General features: G+C 53.8%; 26 protein-coding genes. 8 read left to right on the top strand and 18 right to left on the bottom strand.

The genetic code is table 11. From position 1 onward, the window contains the following. Positions 1-16: 16 nt before the first annotated feature. Positions 17-613 (top strand): hypothetical protein, encoded by a 597-nt coding sequence (locus tag FFR93_RS02485; protein WP_138391783.1) that lies wholly within the window; start codon positions 17-19, stop codon positions 611-613. Between the two features lie 43 nt (positions 614-656). On the opposite strand, the gene FFR93_RS02480 is transcribed toward FFR93_RS02485, so the two are convergent. Next, positions 657-1,091: a hypothetical protein gene (locus FFR93_RS02480; protein ID WP_138391782.1), complete on the bottom strand. Its 435-nt coding sequence runs from the start codon at positions 1,089-1,091 to the stop codon at positions 657-659. Positions 1,092-1,143: 52 nt separating this feature from the next. Between FFR93_RS02480 and FFR93_RS02475 the strand changes: the two genes are divergently transcribed. Further along, the gene (locus FFR93_RS02475) at positions 1,144-1,632 is read left to right on the top strand and encodes a hypothetical protein (protein WP_138391781.1); all 489 of its coding nucleotides are present in this window, start codon (positions 1,144-1,146) and stop codon (positions 1,630-1,632) included. A 331-nt stretch (positions 1,633-1,963) separates the two neighbouring features. Here the strand turns inward: FFR93_RS02475 and FFR93_RS02465 are convergent, their stop codons facing one another. The 3 genes from FFR93_RS02465 to FFR93_RS02455 all read right to left on the bottom strand — a co-directional run bounded on the left by FFR93_RS02465 (position 1,964) and on the right by FFR93_RS02455 (position 4,044). After that, positions 1,964-2,395, bottom strand: a complete 432-nt coding sequence (locus FFR93_RS02465; RefSeq protein ID WP_138391779.1) for a hypothetical protein — start codon at positions 2,393-2,395, stop codon at positions 1,964-1,966. Between the two features lie 59 nt (positions 2,396-2,454). Continuing rightward, entirely contained in the window at positions 2,455-3,471 is a 1,017-nt protein-coding gene (locus FFR93_RS02460) for an ERCC4 domain-containing protein (RefSeq protein ID WP_138391778.1), read from the bottom strand. A gap of 225 nt (positions 3,472-3,696) precedes the next feature. Next, entirely contained in the window at positions 3,697-4,044 is a 348-nt protein-coding gene (locus FFR93_RS02455; RefSeq protein WP_138391777.1) for a hypothetical protein, read from the bottom strand. A 186-nt stretch (positions 4,045-4,230) separates the two neighbouring features. Here FFR93_RS02455 and FFR93_RS02450 point away from each other — a divergent pair, with 186 nt between their 5' ends. Continuing rightward, entirely contained in the window at positions 4,231-4,461 is a 231-nt protein-coding gene (locus FFR93_RS02450; RefSeq protein ID WP_138391776.1) for a hypothetical protein, read from the top strand. 2 nt (positions 4,462-4,463) lie between these two features. Here the strand turns inward: FFR93_RS02450 and FFR93_RS02445 are convergent, their stop codons facing one another. Next, complete coding sequence (locus tag FFR93_RS02445) at positions 4,464-4,883, bottom strand: hypothetical protein (protein WP_138391775.1); 420 nt, start codon at positions 4,881-4,883, stop codon at positions 4,464-4,466. Positions 4,884-5,105: 222 nt separating this feature from the next. Here FFR93_RS02445 and FFR93_RS02440 point away from each other — a divergent pair, with 222 nt between their 5' ends. Then, entirely contained in the window at positions 5,106-5,969 is an 864-nt protein-coding gene (locus FFR93_RS02440; RefSeq protein ID WP_138391774.1) for a hypothetical protein, read from the top strand. A gap of 25 nt (positions 5,970-5,994) precedes the next feature. On the opposite strand, the gene FFR93_RS02435 is transcribed toward FFR93_RS02440, so the two are convergent. From FFR93_RS02435 to FFR93_RS02425, 3 genes are all read right to left on the bottom strand, one after another. Next, positions 5,995-6,237, bottom strand: coding sequence for a hypothetical protein (locus FFR93_RS02435; protein WP_138391773.1), 243 nt, complete (start codon positions 6,235-6,237; stop codon positions 5,995-5,997). 64 nt (positions 6,238-6,301) lie between these two features. Next, the gene (locus FFR93_RS02430; protein WP_138391772.1) at positions 6,302-7,237 is read right to left on the bottom strand and encodes a hypothetical protein; all 936 of its coding nucleotides are present in this window, start codon (positions 7,235-7,237) and stop codon (positions 6,302-6,304) included. Positions 7,238-7,239: 2 nt separating this feature from the next. Next, positions 7,240-8,310, bottom strand: a complete 1,071-nt coding sequence (locus FFR93_RS02425) for a hypothetical protein (RefSeq protein ID WP_138391771.1) — start codon at positions 8,308-8,310, stop codon at positions 7,240-7,242. Between the two features lie 68 nt (positions 8,311-8,378). On the opposite strand from FFR93_RS02425, the gene FFR93_RS02420 reads away from it, so the two are divergent. Next, positions 8,379-8,825 carry a hypothetical protein gene (locus FFR93_RS02420; protein ID WP_138391770.1) on the top strand — a complete coding sequence of 149 codons (447 nt, stop codon included), beginning with the start codon at positions 8,379-8,381 and terminating at the stop codon, positions 8,823-8,825. Positions 8,826-8,954: 129 nt separating this feature from the next. Here FFR93_RS02420 and FFR93_RS02415 read toward each other — a convergent pair whose 3' ends face one another. From FFR93_RS02415 to FFR93_RS02405, 3 genes are all read right to left on the bottom strand, one after another. Next, entirely contained in the window at positions 8,955-9,356 is a 402-nt protein-coding gene (locus tag FFR93_RS02415; protein ID WP_138391769.1) for a hypothetical protein, read from the bottom strand. A gap of 20 nt (positions 9,357-9,376) precedes the next feature. After that, positions 9,377-9,895 carry a hypothetical protein gene (locus tag FFR93_RS02410; RefSeq protein ID WP_138391768.1) on the bottom strand — a complete coding sequence of 173 codons (519 nt, stop codon included), beginning with the start codon at positions 9,893-9,895 and terminating at the stop codon, positions 9,377-9,379. An 85-nt stretch (positions 9,896-9,980) separates the two neighbouring features. After that, the gene (locus FFR93_RS02405; RefSeq protein ID WP_138391767.1) at positions 9,981-10,559 is read right to left on the bottom strand and encodes a hypothetical protein; all 579 of its coding nucleotides are present in this window, start codon (positions 10,557-10,559) and stop codon (positions 9,981-9,983) included. Positions 10,560-11,132: 573 nt separating this feature from the next. Between FFR93_RS02405 and FFR93_RS02400 the strand changes: the two genes are divergently transcribed. Both FFR93_RS02400 and FFR93_RS02395 read left to right on the top strand, forming a co-directional pair. After that, positions 11,133-11,429 carry a DUF736 family protein gene (locus FFR93_RS02400; protein ID WP_138391766.1) on the top strand — a complete coding sequence of 99 codons (297 nt, stop codon included), beginning with the start codon at positions 11,133-11,135 and terminating at the stop codon, positions 11,427-11,429. After that, positions 11,392-11,985: a hypothetical protein gene (locus FFR93_RS02395; protein WP_171049033.1), complete on the top strand. Its 594-nt coding sequence runs from the start codon at positions 11,392-11,394 to the stop codon at positions 11,983-11,985. Before FFR93_RS02400 ends, FFR93_RS02395 begins: the two co-directional genes overlap by 38 nt. A gap of 9 nt (positions 11,986-11,994) precedes the next feature. Here the strand turns inward: FFR93_RS02395 and FFR93_RS41880 are convergent, their stop codons facing one another. The 4 genes from FFR93_RS41880 to FFR93_RS02380 all read right to left on the bottom strand — a co-directional run bounded on the left by FFR93_RS41880 (position 11,995) and on the right by FFR93_RS02380 (position 13,298). Continuing rightward, positions 11,995-12,123, bottom strand: a complete 129-nt coding sequence (locus tag FFR93_RS41880; RefSeq protein WP_281407897.1) for a hypothetical protein — start codon at positions 12,121-12,123, stop codon at positions 11,995-11,997. A gap of 75 nt (positions 12,124-12,198) precedes the next feature. Next, complete coding sequence (locus tag FFR93_RS02390) at positions 12,199-12,405, bottom strand: hypothetical protein (protein ID WP_138391764.1); 207 nt, start codon at positions 12,403-12,405, stop codon at positions 12,199-12,201. Beyond that, positions 12,396-12,773, bottom strand: a complete 378-nt coding sequence (locus tag FFR93_RS02385) for a hypothetical protein (protein WP_138391763.1) — start codon at positions 12,771-12,773, stop codon at positions 12,396-12,398. Before FFR93_RS02385 ends, FFR93_RS02390 begins: the two co-directional genes overlap by 10 nt. Positions 12,774-12,776: 3 nt before the next feature. Further along, the gene (locus FFR93_RS02380; RefSeq protein ID WP_138391762.1) at positions 12,777-13,298 is read right to left on the bottom strand and encodes a hypothetical protein; all 522 of its coding nucleotides are present in this window, start codon (positions 13,296-13,298) and stop codon (positions 12,777-12,779) included. Between the two features lie 134 nt (positions 13,299-13,432). On the opposite strand from FFR93_RS02380, the gene FFR93_RS02375 reads away from it, so the two are divergent. After that, positions 13,433-14,179 carry a hypothetical protein gene (locus FFR93_RS02375; RefSeq protein WP_138391761.1) on the top strand — a complete coding sequence of 249 codons (747 nt, stop codon included), beginning with the start codon at positions 13,433-13,435 and terminating at the stop codon, positions 14,177-14,179. A 17-nt stretch (positions 14,180-14,196) separates the two neighbouring features. Here the strand turns inward: FFR93_RS02375 and FFR93_RS02370 are convergent, their stop codons facing one another. The 3 genes from FFR93_RS02370 to FFR93_RS02360 form a co-directional block, all read right to left on the bottom strand. Further along, positions 14,197-16,224 (bottom strand): EAL domain-containing protein, encoded by a 2,028-nt coding sequence (locus tag FFR93_RS02370; protein WP_138391760.1) that lies wholly within the window; start codon positions 16,222-16,224, stop codon positions 14,197-14,199. A 229-nt stretch (positions 16,225-16,453) separates the two neighbouring features. Beyond that, the gene (locus FFR93_RS02365; RefSeq protein ID WP_205910720.1) at positions 16,454-16,780 is read right to left on the bottom strand and encodes a hypothetical protein; all 327 of its coding nucleotides are present in this window, start codon (positions 16,778-16,780) and stop codon (positions 16,454-16,456) included. 9 nt (positions 16,781-16,789) lie between these two features. Next, entirely contained in the window at positions 16,790-18,505 is a 1,716-nt protein-coding gene (locus tag FFR93_RS02360) for a DEAD/DEAH box helicase (protein WP_138391759.1), read from the bottom strand. Between the last annotated feature and the right edge of the window lie 14 nt (positions 18,506-18,519).

Below are 18,519 nucleotides of genomic sequence, written 5' to 3'. Positions count from 1 at the left end.
TAAGAGGAGCCAGGACATGCCAATCATCCCCGATCAGCTGAGCGAACACACCAAAGCGACGCTTGCCCTCAGTGAGCAGCCGCTCGACCCCTTCAAGTATCAACGCGAGGTATCACGAGCACACCATTTTGCTGAAGATATCCACCGCGACTTCGACAAGATCAAGTGGTTCAAGGGCCATATCAAGAAAGGATATGGCGCGCACGAGGACGGCGATTGCTACGTCGCCTGGCACAAGAAATGTGCCCTGACGGTCGTCGCGACACCGAGAGAAAACCGCAAGTACCGTGAGCCGGGCGAGCCAATCTTCGGTTATTCATTCCATTTCAGCGTCGGCGGCCATTTCTCCGGTTCATCAGCCACTTTGGCCGGAGCAATTCAGGAAGCCGCTCTGGCAGCGATCAAGCTCGATGGCGACAGCAGCGACAGTGATTGCCAATGGCTGAGAGGCAATGGCGGGAAGAAGGGCTTCTTCGAGTTCCATAGAGTGGATATCGAGCACGACACGCCCTTGACCTTCGCCGACCTGGCCACCGAGGAAAATCTCCGGCCGGTGCCGGTGCTCGAAGGTCCTTACGCTACGGAAGAGGCGACGCCCGCTCCCCGTATATAGGAGAACCGGGCCAGTGGCGGCGGGTGAACCCCGTCGCCATTCGCTACATGCCGGGTTTTGGTTGCGGTGCATTTGCCCGACGTACAATCTCCGGATCATCAGTGAGAGTAGCTCCGGTCAGTTCAAAGCCGAGCCTGACGTACCAGTTGAGCAACTCCGCGTTGCTCAGAGAGTTCTCATTCAGCCGGTCCCAGAGATCGATCTGTTCGGCAGAAAACATCCCGGAATCTTCCTGCATTTCCGTGTCGTAGAGCAGGGCATGCGGCTGGCCATAGATATCGATGTCGTACTTGTCCGCTATCTCCAACACCGCTCGCATTGCCTTGCTGGCATGGCCCTGTCCGCGTTCCTGTTCGGACCAGATCGATTCAAGCGTGACCGTGCCGCCTGCTTGCGAGAACATGATCGAAATCAGGCCCGACTTCATCTCGTGGACTTGCTGAACTTCTCGCTCAAACGCTTGATAATTTGCGGTCATTACAAACTCCGGAGCAACATGCCTGTGTAGCAAGAATGGCTTTGGCTTTGGCTTGCCACAAACTCGCATTGACCGGGTCGAAAGCCCGGACGTAGACTCACCTGAAAAGGAAAACCACATGTCATCTGATAGACCCAACCGACTTGAAAACGCTCTGGAAGCCGCTCGTGCCCGAGGCCGCATCGCGGCACAGGCCATCGTGAACTCTGACGAAATGCTGGGCGAAAAAGCAGCGGCTATGATGATGGATTGCCCGCTGGACAACCTCCTGGCTGCACACAAGGCCGGGTTTGTTCTCGGTCTTTCACATGACGGACAGCTGTTCTTCCCGGAATGGCAGTTTCGATATGATGGCCAGCCGTTTGACGAAATAGCAGAGATCATTGCCCTCTTCGATAAGAAGGCCTGGGAGGTCTACCGCTTCATGAAGGCTGAACATCCTGGGCTAAACGGACAGACCGGGATCGAGGTCATGCGGATCAGCCGCGAACCGAGGCTTCGTCCAGTTGCTGAAAACTGGATCGAAGGTGGCTTCTGCTAACACCCGGGTGTTAGCAGTGGTGCTCATGCCAAGACTTCGACGCTGCTCTGCTCATTGTAGTTGAGAAGAAATTCCCTGGAACAGCGGTGACACGTCACAAACTGCGTCGCGAACATCGTTGTCATCGGCTCTACCGAATGCCCACACTCCAACGAAATGCGCCACCGATTGGTGCGCCAGTCACTCGAAAGACCCAGGCAGGTAAACCTAACGGCATGCTTTGAGAGATCAGATGCCGCACCCGCTTCTTTTGCCATAATAACCTGCTGACGCCACTCAAAACGATTCCTGCTTATAGTTAGGTGAAGCGAGCAGGACTATCAACACGGTTCTAGAGTTTTGGCGACGCGACAGGTGTCAGATTACGCAGGACCTCAAGAACCTTTTCCGGGCCTCGATGTTGAAACAGAGCGAGCATCTCCATCTCCGCACCCTTCTTGTAGACGTTGTCGTAAAGCCACTTGTCCGTCGTCGGCCAGAAGTCGATGTATTCTTTATTATACACCGGCATCACTCGGCACGAGAAAGCGGTGTTAAAGTCGGCGTAGCTTTCCGAGATCATCTCGCCGTAGACGCCGCGACCATGCTCATTGACGAGGCCTAGCGCCTCATCGAGTTGCTCCCGCCAATCAGTCTTTTTGCCTTCAGCCCATTCGAGGAAAGCCGCACCGACTTCTTCAAGCTTCGCCTGAGGGTCATCGGGGTTCTTCGGCCGGAGCCGCTCATGGTTGAAGTGGTGGTCGCCAATCAGGTCGTTTGTCATATCTGGCCCTTACATCGTTCTCTCCGACGATAGCACCAAACGATGCAAGGGCGAATGGCTCACTCGGCTGGTGGGCCGACCCGGAGTGTCTTGAAAATAATCTCCGCTCGCACTTTGCCGATACCAGGGACTTTCAAGAGTTCAGCGACGGACGCCTGGCAAACCGCCTGGATCGATCCGAAGTGACGATGAAGCGCCAGAGCCGTTGTCGCCGATACACCTGGTATGCCTTCGAGCACAAAGGCGGCGGCAGGCGCAGGTTCTTTCGGCCCCGATCCCCGCAGGCCCAGGTCGTAGCCGAGCCCCTGAACCGCGTGCTTGATCATTGTGACCATTAGGTAAACGCTCTGGGTTTTCGACAGGGTCGGGATAATCGAGACGCCAAGTTCGACTGAAAGATATGAAAGGAGGCCGTTCAAAGCAGGTAACTGCATATTGGTCTGCTCATACATGTCCCCTTCGACCAATAAGACGGAACGCATTCCAGACCCAGCCATCCGATCTATTTGGCTAAAAATGCGCTTCTTATCCTCAATTACCGAGGCTACAAGATCGGCTGCGGTTTTTCGCTCAATGATCAGCTTCTCATGAACCAGGTAGTCACCGGTTTCCAAGGAGGCCACTTGAACATCGAGGTTCTTCACTTGCCTCAACATATCGACCATTTCAGCAGGCTCGCGGTCATCGACGTATACCGTGACCATCTGCTCCAGAGGATAGGACATGATGTTCGGATCGAGGATTTCAGTGTGCTTTGCGGTCCAGCCGCCATTCCTCGGAACAGGCTGGTCAGGAATACCTCTGCGAGCAGACGCCCTCGAACCCGGTTGCGCACCTCGACGGGCAATCGGCGCTGCTTGTACGGCCGCCACCACCTCCGCGAACACTCTCGCGTCGCAGCTCAGATGATCCGCAACCAAGTCGAGAACCTCCTGCGGAGTGAAGCCGTTGACGCCTTGCTCGAAGAAGACATTGGTCTGTCCCCGCTTTGACTGCAGCCAGATTTTCCCATCCTTGGACAGATCGTTGATATAGACGCGCTGAAAACCGTTATTTTCCCAGAAGTTCAACCGCACTGCGTGCTCTCCCCAAACAGCTTCACTGGACGGCTAAAGCCTTCCCGAGAACAATCTAGGGAACTGAACCTAACTATTGAAGTCCGTCAAGCGAAAGGAAGCGGCGACCGACAAGCCGCAGCATGGTTCACTGCTACTTGCCGTCGACCTTACGCTTCAAAACAAGCAACGCTTTTGAACACGAATTCCTGCTCGCCACTGAACGAACTGCTCATGAATTCATGATCAATCCAGCGAATGCCTAAACTGCGCGCGCCTAAGCAGTGACAGCGACAGGACATCCAGGCTCTTTCCAGAACCCATGACGACAAACTGACTTGGCGGCATCTCATCCAGGCAGACGCATAAGTGATCTGCGTTTCCACCCTTACGAACTTTCGGCATAATTGCCGGTGCCGCCGACTTCATCACCGGCCAGTTCCTGTGACCATGCGCGACAGCAACGATCTCGTAGGCTTGTCCGAGGGTCACTGTTAGACCCATGCGCTCCAAACGATCTTTGACCGCCTTCGCGCGGCTACGATTGATTTCAGTAAATTCAGGGGACACTTCGCCCATGACAACACCTTCCATCGGTGACGACATCCATTTTGAGGAACCCCACTGCTCAAAAAATCGCCACTCTGAAGAATGTTGATCTCCTACGCCGCTTTACCTGATCCTTTCGGACGGGGATGGAAGGCCCGGCAGCCCATGCATGTATAGGAAGGCAAGGAATTCTCCGCGTCAAGCGATTTTTGAATCTTGCGATGTTGGCGCATGCAGGCCAGGCTGTTCGGAGGAAAATCCACCTTTCTTCATAATACTGACATCGGTGTCGAAAACGCCCGGGTGGCTAAACGCTTTCTGATCGAGAATGGAACTCGCCTCGTCGGCAGCGATCTTGGCGGTGAAGTGGCGAGATGGGTGACATTCAATCCAACGACAGGCGAAACAAACCTTCCGAAGTCCGAGAACAACACAGAACAGGTTCTCACAATGCGGCGGTAACGCTAAGCGGTGAAACCAAGGCCTTCGTGAGAATGCCCCAATGCGCGCGACAAGCAGAATTGATGAATGTCGAGAGACGTACGCATCATCGAATATAGCTCGGCTTCAGTTGGACTTCGCAGCTGCGCCAGCCAGCCATCATTGAAAGCACTGATCGCCTTAACGAGGTCACTTGTGGTTCGCAAGTACGGGCTTGGACCTGGCGAAATGACGGCGCGATACAATTCGAAGACAGCCTGGAATTCGGAAATTGAGCCACGATCCGGCGACAATTCGACGGCAGCCTGAAGCGACTTGAGCAGATTTTGGACCATGACCTCGACCGCATGGGAACGCCCATGACGGCTTCGGTCAAGTTCCGTACCTGCTTTTAGAGCCAGTTCAGCCGTGTCCCAATAAAACTTGGCGGTTTGATAATCCATGAAGCGATAGCCCGAAGAAGGATTTCTCATATTGGATGGATGGAAATCGATAGGCAAGAGTGGCGATTAGGATTTCACAATAAAGAACTCCTTGACACCAGGCCGAATTTCCTCAGGATTCTTCTCACTTTCATCTTGCCAGGGTCTCTCGTGTCTGCTCCGCCTGTCTTCTCCAAAAACCATATGAAGAGACCATGCGCTTTTGCCATTACTGCACACGCAATGGTCCAGTACCTCGACCGGGGCACCAAGTTCGATCTCAGCGCGGCACGACATACGTTACACAAGAAACGCAAGAAGGCAGGTCAGATCGTCAAAATTACCGATAAGGATTTGCTACGGCATCTCGAAGAAGGGCAGGGCTATCTTGGCCACAAAGGGATTCTGGAGCACCGCCTGAAAAAATCATGGCGCGTGCATCAAAATGGAAATGGCTGCTTTCGTCTTCTGGAATCTGGGCTCGTCGCGGTAACAAATCCGGCAGATAAGACTGTCATCACTATCCTGACCCAGGAAATGGCGCAGAAAAAGGTTCCCTTCGACCTAACCCTGGCATTTGAAGTCTACACGGCATCTCTCACCGCACAATCTTTGAATTCGCAATCGACTAACATACCAATAGAAGGAACAGGCACTGGAGATGACGAAATGACAGGTATTTTCACGAATGTTACGAAGGACAGCTTCGACAGTTATCCGGGACAGAAACGCTGTGAGGGCGAAGGCAGCAACCTTGTCTATCAAGTTCGCAACGATGAAGATCGGCCTTTGAGCGCAAAGCAGCGTGAATTTACAGATAAGCTGCTGGAGCTGTTCAAAGAAACGGGGCTAAGCGACCAACTGGCCCTCGGCGGACTACAGGCACAGCTCGCGCTTTCAACCATCGCAGCGGCGACCGTTACGGCAACCGACGAAAGCCTCCCACAGTACGCGCGAGCCGCTGTCACAAGCCTTGCTCAGGAAGTCGGCAAACAGGCACACCATGCCAAATGCTGGAACGTTGGCGCTGTCGCCTCCATGCGAAACCACACTGTCGTTCAGGTGCGAGAAGCGGAAGCAGAAGCAACAATCTCGCTGAAAATGTAACCGAAGAAGCGGTCGATATGACGGATTACCGCCTCATCGACCGTTCGTTTGCCTGCAGATCAATCTGTTCCTGCCGATGGGCCTCATAGCCATCGCCAAGGTGTTGTATGAACCCATCGACAAGTCCGTTGACGTACCAGGTCGACACGCACGCATTCTCGCCTTCACCGGTAATGCTAAACTTCACACGGTTCTCCAGCGCAAATTCCTGGAATTGATCCGGATCGAAGAAGCGACTGGTTGCGACCTGTCTGACTGCTGTATGCATGTTTGACCTCCAAAGGTGAGCTTGAAACCTATGATGCCGACGAAATGCGCATCACACCAGCTCGTCACGGTTTCGGTGCCGATTTCAACTGCAAATCTTCGACCACGCGAGCGAACGACTTCCGATAGATTTCCTTGAACCATGAGGGCGACACCTCGAACATCGCCTCGACTTCACCTTCTTCGCAATCGAAGACTTTTTGATACGTGAATTCCTGCATTTGGGCAGCTTCCCACGGCACGCAAAAGCGAACGTCACGACGGTGCAAAGTCGCCATCAAAGCATGAAGACCCGCTTCCGGCTGCCCATCAGCAACCATGACCCACTGCCCCCGTTCCGCGAGGATCGATGCCGGAACCGCCCGATAATCCTCTTGCCAAGCCTTCCGACTGACTTCATCGACATCAGGATAGCTGCGGGCATAATGAAGCTCTCCATGGTGCAGAGCAGGGCGCTTCGGATTAAACCACGAGTATCCGGCGTAACCCCCGAAACTTCGCGCTACCAGCAGGTTCCACTCCGATTCCTCTTTTTCGGTCATGCTTGGAAGGTTCGGAGAAAACTGGAGATAGCATGTCAATGCGGTCCGACGCTCTCCAAATTCGCCTGCGACGAGAATGCCGGTCAAAGGATCAGCCCAAGCCTGATGGGTCCCGAACCTTTTCTCTTTGCGATATGCCTGCTTGAAGCCGATCTGCCGAAGAAGGGCTTCCGCGTCTGCAGCCGACAGACCTGAATGATAATCCCCCAGATGATCCCGACGGGCGTGCGCCTGTGCGCGCTTATACAGCATCGACGCCATCGCCTCTCCATCGGTGGCGCGTTCACCCTTGATATCTTCAACGACTTTGATTGCATCCCTAGCCTGGATGGTCCGGATTTCGTTCACAAGCGAAAATTCACCGGCAAGCGTCTGCTTCTCCGGGTGCTGCTCTTTCACGTCTCGACGAATGCGTTCACTGGTGAATTCATCGACACCGGGAAACTTCTTGCTCGACATGACTACCTCTGGAAAAGACCAGTCCACCTTAAGGAAGGACCACCTCCAACCATATAGCGTGTCGTCCCTCTTCTAAGGGCCGACGCACTCAAGGTCGACAGATTTTCTTCAACCTTCGTCAGTGCCTCTTTCAATTGCGTCGCAATTGCTTCGAGTGGCTCAGAGAACTCATCTTCATAGCCCGGCCCAAAGCATGGTTTGGAAGGAATTGACGAGACAGCAGCGACGACTTCATTGAGATGAAATTTAGTTACTTCAAGCGTGTTGTCGTAGTTGGCAAAAGCTGATGGCTCCAGTTTCTTCCCCAATGCATGGAGGCCCGATAGAAAAACCTGATAGCGGGCAAACATCTCATACATCGGCTCCGCGAGCTTTTCGTTACCTGAGCCGATCTCCTTGAAATAGGAACCCATCGCTCTCTTCAGCGCGTAGGCTGGGCTGGCAAAGCTGCGTGAAAACGCATTCGACACATCGGGCACGTCGATAGTCTCCCCGGCAAGGGTCTCATATGGACTGTTGACTTCCCCTCCCGTTGCGATGAAGAAATAGTCACGATCTCCCTCTCTCAGCCGCTGATGCGCATCGACCAAAATCTTGGCTGCCATCTTTACATCTTGCGCGACGTCGTGGCCTTCAAACGCCTGCTGCGATACGGCGAAGGCGGTGCTGGCATGCATGATCGCTATCCCAGGCGAAATGACTGTCTTTCCAAGGACAGGGTGCTCATCGAGCGCAACAGGCTTACCTGCGTTCAGCATATGGCGGACATCGGCCCAGGTATCAGCCTTCGCCACTTTAAGAAGGATGTCCAACGCCAGTTGCTTGCCTTTAGGAACGAAGAATCCGCCATCGTCGACGGTGCCGTTGATCATGTAGGATAGAGGCATAAAACGGTCGTGCGGATTGATGGGTGCTTTAGCGCTGTGCTCCCGGTCGCGCACGTCAACAATAATTGCGACGGCCGGTTCGCCTTCGAGGATTGATCGACCGGTCACGAAGTCAGATTCACAAGCTGGCATAACGGGCTCCACATCAGAATATCTCCATTTTGCCGGGCTGAAGGCAATCGACAAGACCGCACTTGTTGAGCAGACCGCCATCCCCTAAGTACGTGGTTCGATCTCGTGACCAGGACACTTCAATGGCATTGGCAGAACACCGTTTTCAGAAGACCATCAATCTCGCAGCTGTGTCGCTGATGAGCCAGCTCATGATCCGCCTCAAGGCAATGACTTTGAAATACCCGCACGGGCTTCCGTCAACGCGCAGTGCTGGCGTCGTCATCCGCAACGAATTGCTCTCTGACTTCTACGGCCTTGTCTCGGAGGCAGCGCTGCGACCGGTCCAGAACCTCGTTGCCGTCAACCAGGACCTCACGCCAACGACGATCAAGGAGGTCCCCGACCTCGTCATCGAGACATTCGTCGCACTTCTCGAAAATCAGAAAGCGCAGTGGCTCGAAAAGAGTGTTGCGTCGCCATTTCGTCAATTGGCGGATAATCTTCCTTACATCGTTTCCGAAATCCGCGAGATCGGCGAGCAAATCAGGCAGGCAACAGCTGGCCTTCCATTCGGCTACGGGCGATGACTCGGCCGGTCTTGCTTACGACTGCGAGATGGCGGCGTGGTTTCGACCAGAATCGTTTCTCACCCTGATCGAGAAGACGGCATTTACAGCGCCAGAGACCACGGAACCCGGCGCTGCACACTGCACAGCCTAAATTGACTGATCCGTTGGCTCGACATCGGTTTCAAGAGCAAGTTGCCGTGTCGCCGCATTCTCATGGAAACGGAAACGGCTTCGCACGAACTTTTTCGCGCCCCTGACCGATTTCGCCATGCCGCGATTACCATTGGTGAAATCGTTCGGGATGCTTGCACCCAACCGTTTGTCAGCAAGAACCGACGTCCGGCCCCACCCGTGCAAGGACTTGTCGATATAGCCGTATACCTTGCCGTTCCTTGGCCGATAACCGTTCCGAAGGCGACCGTCATACCCCACGTATTTGATGGTCTCTCCGTGATTGGAACGCCCTGGCGCGAAGATTACTTCTTCGACCATATGGAAATTCGGATACTTTTTCCTTTTCGTGCCACGGCGATGATTATGCTCTGTCATTCACTATTCCCAGATGACGTCTAGGCGAATGATGGGGCCATTATGGTCTGTTCTTCAAGTCCGAAATCTCCGGAAAGAGCGAGCAACGGGTCCTTCAGATATGTCTCGACGAACTCCCTTTGTCTCCGGATGAAGCGACGGTGACGCTGATAATACCGCGTCTGCCCAATCACCTCGGCCTCCAGCACCGCACATAGGTGATCAGCCTGATCGCCCGAAACCAGTTCCCTGATTTGCTGACATTGAAGTCGGCACGCATTCGTCTCGCCTTCGACACCAAAACCATACCCGCCATGAAGATGAGCCCAGTCGTGCCAGGCGCGAGACATGATGTTGATCGTGGGGCAGCCGTAGATCGTATCGTCAGAGTTGGCTGAATTGATCGTCACCCGACCGCGAGTGACCATCTCCGCCTTGAGAGCCTTGAAGGTCTCTGGCGCGACGGTGTCGGAAACGTCAAAGCCGTCCGGCCAGCATCGGCGACACAGATAGACGACGATCTGGTTCAGTGTCGGCGAAAAATTGGTTCTCGGCACCATCCAGAAGCGCTATGTCCGCCTGGGAAAAATGCCATGTTTGTATTGTGCGATCCGTCATGACCAATCTACCACCGCAACGCATCGCTCACATCGCGAGTGTTGGCTGATCCTCGGCTAAGTTCGCTGCCGTCCGTTTGACCCATGCCGCCGAATGAGCGGAAAGCACTTCCACCGCGTCTGCGCCGACGGGAACATCTAGCCAGCCACTGATCGTTCGCTCCAACTGCACGACCTCGGCCAGGCGAGACTTATCGGAAGCACCCGCAATCGAGGTGATGATCAGGATGCTGTGCGGCTGATCTTCGGAACGAATGGCAAAGCCTTCCACGGCAATGCTCTTCCCGAAATTCAGTTTGTCCGGGTCGAAATCGGCAGGAAGCTCAATGGACTTCAGCGGGACTGAGGCGAGCTTGTCTTCCGGGGCGCACGCCGCAAGCTGCGGATCGATGAACCTTCCGACGGCCGCGATAATCCGTTCATAGGCCTCATCAGCCTTGAACAGCTTTGTGTTGCGTTTCGCATTCCTGTCGACCAGGGACGCGTATTGATAGAGTTCCGCTTTGACGCCTTCTTCGACCGGCTTCCACCGAAGGCTGATTGCGCCCTCTGCTGTGTCACGGATAAGCCAGCTCGAACTGGCGCTAAAACCATTCCGGGATATCATTGATGGCCTCGTTCCTTTGAACGGATCATGGCCGGTAGAAAGGCAAGGGACACGCAGGCAGCGCGCCTCAGACAAAACAAAATACTGATACGGAATTTCACTCGGTATATCAAAGATATACGTTGACTTCCGAAACCATTTTTATAACCGCAAGCTCGGAGAGCAGCGGGCCCATCATGCTGCTAAGAAGGGTCACTCCAGGTCATCGATGAGGCGTAAATTACTTTAGCGATGCCTAAACATATAGATAAATCAAAGATTTACGTGATCATTATAATGCTTTTGATGACGTTGCCATTTTCGCAGGCTAGGCCGCAAACAATCGAAAAAAACTTGGATGAGGGTTTCGCTAAAAAGACCGTGTTTTCCGATGTAATTTGGCTCGGTATATCGCAACGAACGCATAGTTCATCGGCGACAACATCATGAAATCACTCAAACCCCGTTTCCGTTGATTTTCCAACATAATTGACGATTTTCGCGGCGTTCCGGTGCCGTTGACAGGACCATTGCGTTGCCAGATATACCGCCCATAGGCACTGCGCTGATCGCTTGCAAACGTGAGATTTCGGAATGGGAACTCTGGGAAAACTCAAGAAAACGGGCGTGACCTATAAGGGCTTGATTGAGGGCATCACCTTTGGTCCAGTACCCGTCGTCATTTCACCTATCGCCAAGGCAAACCCCGAGGCTCCGGACTATCGTGTCTATCGCGGCCAGTCAGAGGTCGGTGCCGCTTGGAAGAAAAGGACACAAGAAGGCAATCGCTACCTCATCGTCACATTGGACGATCCGGCATTCCCGGCATCGATCAAATGCAGGCTGGTGCCCGATGGTGAAGAGCATACTCTCTATTGGACCCGACCTTAGCGTTATACACGGCAACACTGAGCACGCCTCAACGGAAGCTGCCATGCCAAAAACCCTTGAAACCCTTCGTGCCATAGACGTTCGCAAAATCGATTTTGATGAGGCGCAACGTCATTTCGACCTTCCCATCGACGAGCAGTTCGCCTCCCGACGCGATCTGATCTCCGGCCTCTCCGCCACCAAATCTCAGCTCCTGTCACTCTTTAAGGGCAATGACACCATCGAGATTTGGCGGGGCATGTCATGTGATCGCGAATGGGCTTTGACGGTCGACCAGGGTGATGATGTCGGAGGCAGTTGGGCCTGGCGGGAGGAAGGAGCGCTCAAAGGTTCATCGCTCGACCGGACCGGAGCCACGGGCGTGATGGTCAAGGGTGTGGTGGATGAGTCCGACGTCGACTGGGAGAAGACGATTGCCGTCAGCACGTTCCATGAGGCCGAGTTCGAAATCGTCGTTGCCAACCCGTCAGCCGTGATCTTGACCGCCATCATTGAGTGGTCATCCGGAGAAACGATCCGCGATTTCACGCATGAACCGAGCGGCCCGTCCATGTGAGGTATGCTACTACTTGGTTCGCCGCTGTTTGCCTGCCGGAAGGATCGCGACGGCCTTGCCGGAGGCGCGGTCCTCGGCAACCAGCAATGTGCCCTGCTCATCGCAGGCAAACAGATCGTCGAGCGTAATCTCTGCCAAGCCGACATCCTCCCGGAGCCGGACACTATCCGATTTGCCGACGTTTGCGGTACCAGTTCTATTTCGCAGAGGCGCTTAATGGAGGCCGGGCATACCACCCATGTGTTCCCGAAGCTCTTTCATGGCGGCGACAAGTGACGGAAAAGGCTCACCTTCGTTATAGGGGTCATCATCGATCCAGATGACGTAGCCTCCCAGGAACGCGACATAGGCGATTTCAACATCGTATGACCGACCTTGCCAGTCATGCACTGTCTGGGGTCGACCTCGATTCACCGACATCCCTCAACCTCGACTTTCGGGACCAGACTGACCGCATCGGAAATCAGCTTCAAGGCAAGTCCTTTTGCTTCTTTGACACAATGTGCGACCTGCCCGGGATTATAATGCCATCTCGGGATAACCGGATTAGGCTCCACCCAAAACTGGTGTCCCTCGATCTTAACCGTCATCGTCTTATGGCGGCGATAGCGATTGATTCTGCCGATAGGGCGACCGTTCCACATGATCGCATAGCCAAGAGGTCCGCTGGCAAAGCTCACATCCTTCGTTTTCACGGTCTTGAGCATACGAATGGCCGCGTCCGTCCATTTACCGTATTCGCCGGTGACTTCTCCGGAACCGGGTGGTGACTGTTCTATCGCAGGCATGCGTCAGTCTCCCAGAATACGATAGATGCCGTCCAGGGCAAACGGCTTACCACAATCCATGTCTGGCACATCGTGCAGTTCAAGCGCACCCTCACCACGCAGGAAAGCACCAGATAGCGGGCTCGATCCCATCTTACCAGCCAAGAACTGCCGGTCGTCGCTGATATGCATGCTCCCGTTCAACCGGCACACCACGTTATCGGCATTTTGCCAGTCTGCAATCTTCAGTTCGAGGGTGTAGGCCTTGTCGACCATCTCGATTTTCAAATCGCATTGAACCAGGTCGCCGCAGTCTCCAGTCCAAGTGCCAACGAACGGATCGCGGACCGGTTCGGAAGACGAAGCGGCTTTGCTGACCCTTTGGACAACTGAGGCGACGGCGTCTTCTTGAACGGACACGATGGCCTGCTCATTGATGACAATCGGAACGTCCACAGCCTGATGCGCAGGAGCAGGCTGTGATAACCAGAACATTGCTCCGACAGCAGCGCCAGCAACCGCTAACAATCCCAATCTGAGATGCATGCCTCACTCCAAAAATGTCAACACTTAAGCTATAGCAATATATGTCAACATATGCAAGAGTATGCAGGGCGGCGCTGGAATTCCTTCTTAGTGGCGCTATATTCGACCAATATACCGGAGTGTGGAATTAGGCGATGCGTTTTGCTAGCGGAAGAGATTACTACGACAGAATCTTGGCTTTCGGCCGCGATGAGACTTTGTTCTTTGATCGCAGCCAATTTGCGAAGGCTCGATACGTCACGGGCAAGGAAGCTGGCTTCACCAAAGGCCCGCCTGGATCGCTCGACTTCAAGGGTGATATGAGCTGGCGGAAATACGCGGGTCTCACGATCAATAATCGCGAATACAAATACACGCCTTACGTCGTCTGGTTTGCCGGGGAACGGTTTGCCGGTGTTCGTTTGGAAATCCGTGAAAGCTGCTGGTATCCTCGCCCATCAGAGGAGCCGCAGTGGTTTTGGGGCAGGGATGCTTTCGTCGCGCATCTGAAGGCCCTGCACGAAGAAAATTTCAAAGAGGCCTGGGATCAGGATGCGGTCATCCGCGAGGAATCGCTGAACCGTCTTTTCGACTACGCACCAACCAAGACTGATATCGACTGGATGGTCGCAAACCGCGTGGCAATCGCAATTTCGAGCGATCATCACTATCACGGCGACCAATATTACGGGTCGACGGAGCCTGGCTGGTACCTGAATTCCGACGGCCTCAGCGCCATGGGATTTGCCAAAGCGCTTGAGCCCTACAGCGCGTTCCAGAAGCTGAGCCAATGGGTCGGTGGCGTACTGTCGGGCGACAACAAGCCGATGATCAAGATCACCGACGAAAAAGTGATCCTGAAGAAGCACGGTTTTGACAAACGGTCATTCAAGCACCGCTGATCAGTCCGCTTCCAATCTCATGCGCCTTCGACGACGGCTAGGTTCGTTCCGCCCCCATTGCTCGAAGGCTTACCGAAGAGAAAACCTTGGACTTCGGTGCAGCCTTCGTTGCGAAGGAAGTCGAGATGGGCTTCCGTCTCGACGCCTTCCGCGAGAACCGTGATGTTCAACGAGCGGCCCAGTGTGATCGCCGTTTTCACGATGGCCTGCGATTGCTGATCATCGATTAGGCCGGAGACAAACGTCTTGTCGATCTTGATCTTGTCAAACGGGAAGATACGGAGAGCAGAGAGAGACGAGTAGCCCGTCCCGAAATCGTCCATCGCGATATTGACGCCAAGCGCCTTCACCGCTCGTACAATCTCAAGCGCGTGAGAGAAATCGTTGATGATGCCGGATTCGGTGATTTCGATCTCCAGGAGATGCGGAGCCAAGCCACTCTTGTCCAGGGCACCTTTCACGATAGAAGGCAGCTTATCACCAGACAGCTGGCTTGACGCCACGTTTACCGCAACCTTGCGCGGGACGGCCCAGGAGGCTGCCTGACGGCAAGCTTCTTCGAGAACCCAGGCACCGATGACATTCACGTATCCGTCGCGTTCAGCGAGCGGGATGAAGACGTCAGGCATGATGAGTCCGCGTTCTGGGTGCTGCCATCGAAGCAGAACCTCGAAACCGATCAGGCTTCTATCATCGACCCTATTTTGAGGTTGAAATAGCAGCTGGAACTCGCCGTTGGAAATTGCATGACGTAAGTCGATTGCCAATGCACTCTTATAACGGTTGGCTTCATCGAGTTGCTCGTCGTAAAATGCGACAGAAATCTGCGGCTCCCGTTTACCGCGATACATGGCTAGATCGGCCTTGATGAGGAGTTCGTCCAAACCATGGCCATCTTTCGGATACAATGCGACGCCAATCGACGTACCGACATTAAGCGCGCGGCCTTCCCACTGGATGTCCTTAGTAATGTGATCGCGAAGCTCGCGCACAAATTCGTGCACTGAATTTTCGTTTTTGACATTCTTCTGCAAAGCAACAAATTCGTCGCCACCGATACGCACAACGATGACGTTCTCGTTCATCAACGTTTGCAAGCCAGTGGCAACCGTCTGCAAAACACGGTCGCCCGCTGCATGACCGTGAACATCATTGATGTCTTTAAATCTATTGAAGTCGAAACTGTAAACCGCGCATCGACCGCCACTGCCATCTTCAGGGAGAAACTCTCGGGCCTTCTCAATTAAAAATGTCCGGTTGGGAAGCAACGTTAGCTGATCATGATGAGCCATGAACCGATATCTCACCACCTCTTCGCGGTTCCTGAAATAATCGAGCATGTAGGTCATCAAGCCCAGCATCAGCACGACAATTACGGCGACCATCACCAGCCGGGTCAGATTCTCTTCTGAAAGCCCCTGCATCGGGACAACAATTGTTGGGTCAGGCTCGATCACGATACCCGACATAGAAACGAAATGAACCGAGCAGATTGCCAATACAAAGAACAGACCAGAAATGTAGATCGTCTTGCGATTACGACCAGAGGCGAGTACATACAAACATGCGACCGAAAACGCGGCACCCAAAGCCATTGCGATCAGTTTCGCCATAGCTTGATGGACAATGGTCCCCTCAACCAGGTAACCCGCCATCCCTGTAAAATGCATCAAGACGATTCCGGCAGCCATGATGACACCACCGACAATGGAAGCAACGCCGTTATGCAATACCGCAGCTAAAAACATGCCAGCAGACACAGCCAGGATCGCAGCAATTGACGACAGAATAGTCAAAGTCGGATCGAACGCATATTTTAGCCCCGGGTCAAACGCAACCATCGCCATAAAATGGGTTGCCCAAACAGTCGATCCACCGATCAGACCAGAATATCCAGACCATATAACGAGGCGACCTCCCCTTGCGGATCGGGTGGTCTCGAAGATGTTCATGGTCAGGAGCGATCCCAGCACGACAATGAGAATTGAAAAACTCAATCTGAGAGGGTCGTGACCTCCAGAAAGACAGGAAAGAACATCTATCATTATCGCCTCACGCGCCGGACAAGCAAAACGAGCCCATCCGAACGAAAACCTTCGGACTTGGTTAGATCAAGTGGATAGCTATAGGGAACGTGTCCGCTAAAACCTGGACCAAGAAGGAGAGCTGTCTAGCACCCCTTGCTCCGCGTGGCAACCTCCGACGGAATAGGTCAGACGAAAGGTAATCTTGAAGAAACATGCTTTGACAGGCGCTCCTTAAAAGACCGCAATTCTAGACATCCGCTGCCTTCAAGGGCGTAAAGCGAAGACCTTCACCATTGGAGCCTTCAAACTTCACCTTCTCTCGCAACCAGTTCAGGCCTTCTGCGTCGCCGTATACCGTGTAAACGGTCTGCGTTCCCGGCAAAATGACCTCGCCGAACCGTGCATAAAGCCCGCCCTTATAGTGCCTGTGCGTGGCTTTGAAATGTGACGGTGCTCTCACATTTGCATTCTGATCGCCCGTCAACGGGATGCAAACAAACGCACCAGGATAGGTTTCCGCAACCGCAAACCATTCCAAGGTCTCTTCGTGACGTGCTAACAATAACTTTGCCATCTGTTCTCCTTACGCGGCTATCGCCAGCTTGTCTTTCACCAAGGACTGAACATCAACACCATTGCGCTCAAGGACACTAATGGCGAGCTTGCGGATTCTTGACACGTCGTTTGTTACAGCTTGCGGTTGCAGGTAGGGGTTCATCACGCCGTGAGCTTGCGATGCCTTCACACCAAGAACTTCCACCATTGCAGGGTCTGAGCCGCCATCACAAATCATATAATGAGCATTCACGACATGATTCTGGCCATATCTCCTAAGACGCGCAATTAATTGCTTCAGGACCATAGGCGACCAGTCGAGTTCTCCTATGACAACGTCCGCGCAGCGATACTGAAGACCATCCAATCCCGCACCCGAACGATTTGAAATAATCATGAGATTGGTTTCGCCGTTGACGAAAGCATCCTTACTCTTCCGTTTCTGAAGTTTTGTTTCGGAGCCCGTGTAAAAGACCGGATTATATGCTCCTAATTCCTTCAAGAAGATGTCGTATACGTCTCTATGCCACCCGGAAAGAAGAACGGGCAATCCGGCTTCGAGAAGGATTTTCACGTAAGCGGTCACACCTCTGGCCTTGGCGACACCGGTTCTCAGGCGCTCCAAAGTGTCGAGCTTCATAGCCGCGTTCCCGCGCTCGATGTAGTCGGTCGCAGTAATGGCCTGAATCGCCAGCTGGACAGCCAACTCGTCACTTTTCCTTGCCTCGTCCTCATCGAACGGAATGTCGTGCGTCGTCACATTCGATGGAGGCATTGCACGATCAATATCCTCTTCAGTTCGCCGCAGCAGAACTTGCCGCTCACGCAGGTAAGCGCCAAGAGCATCAGGGTCTTTGACTGTTTTCCCGTCGCTCGTGCACCATTCTCGCTCGAACTCCGCCTGCGTTCCCAGATGGCCAGGCGCGAGATAGGACATGACAATCCACATCTCGATGCCGTAATTCATGATCGGGGTGGCAGTCAGACCAAGTGTCGCCTCGGCAGCGTTGCTGAATTTGCGAGCAGCGCCACCCTTATCGGTTCCATCACCTGTGCGCAGGTTTTGCGGCTCATCGTAGACAACAAGCTTGAAGAAGCCGCCTTTAGCGATGTCGGTCCAGCCCTTCAGCTTGGTATAACTGAAGATATAGACGTCAGCCTCTGGCAGGGTGTAGGCCGACACCGTCTTGACGATGTGAACACGCAGGTTCGAGAACTCCTCGATGCGCTCTTTCCACTGATCGGGCATATGAGCCTCGACCACGACCGCGCAGGGCAGCATTCCCGGCAACAGCATCGCGCCAATGGCCTGGTTGGTTTTCCCTAGACCATAATCGTCCCCGAGCAACATGTTCTTGACGATCCTGAACATCTCGACGAACTGGCACTGATAGTCCCAAAGCTCGCAGTCATCCTTCAGACCGACATATTCCGGCGGCTTGAAGTCAGGAACGAAGACGCCTTCGACATCCATGAGCCGCTTTTGAAAATGCTTGCACATTTTCTTCAGCTCTTTGCCGTCTGCCCTCGACATCTCCATCGGGTAGAGCTGCAGGAACCACGCGAGTCGGTTGGTCGTGTATGGCGACGTATCGAGCGTGAAGCGCTCGGTCTGAAGCAATGATATGCCTCTGAAAATATGCTTCAGCTCCAAATTGACATTCGGAGTGGTGTTGGTGATGATCCAGCGATTTCCGGCTTGGTCAAGCGTCAGCTTGCCATAGAACTTTGGCCTGAGTTGCACGAGACTTTTCCTTC

This window comes from Rhizobium sp. MHM7A (assembly GCF_005862215.1).
Taxonomy (GTDB): Bacteria; Pseudomonadota; Alphaproteobacteria; order Rhizobiales; family Rhizobiaceae; genus Rhizobium; species Rhizobium bangladeshense.
This window is presented reverse-complemented; position numbering and strand designations above follow the sequence as displayed.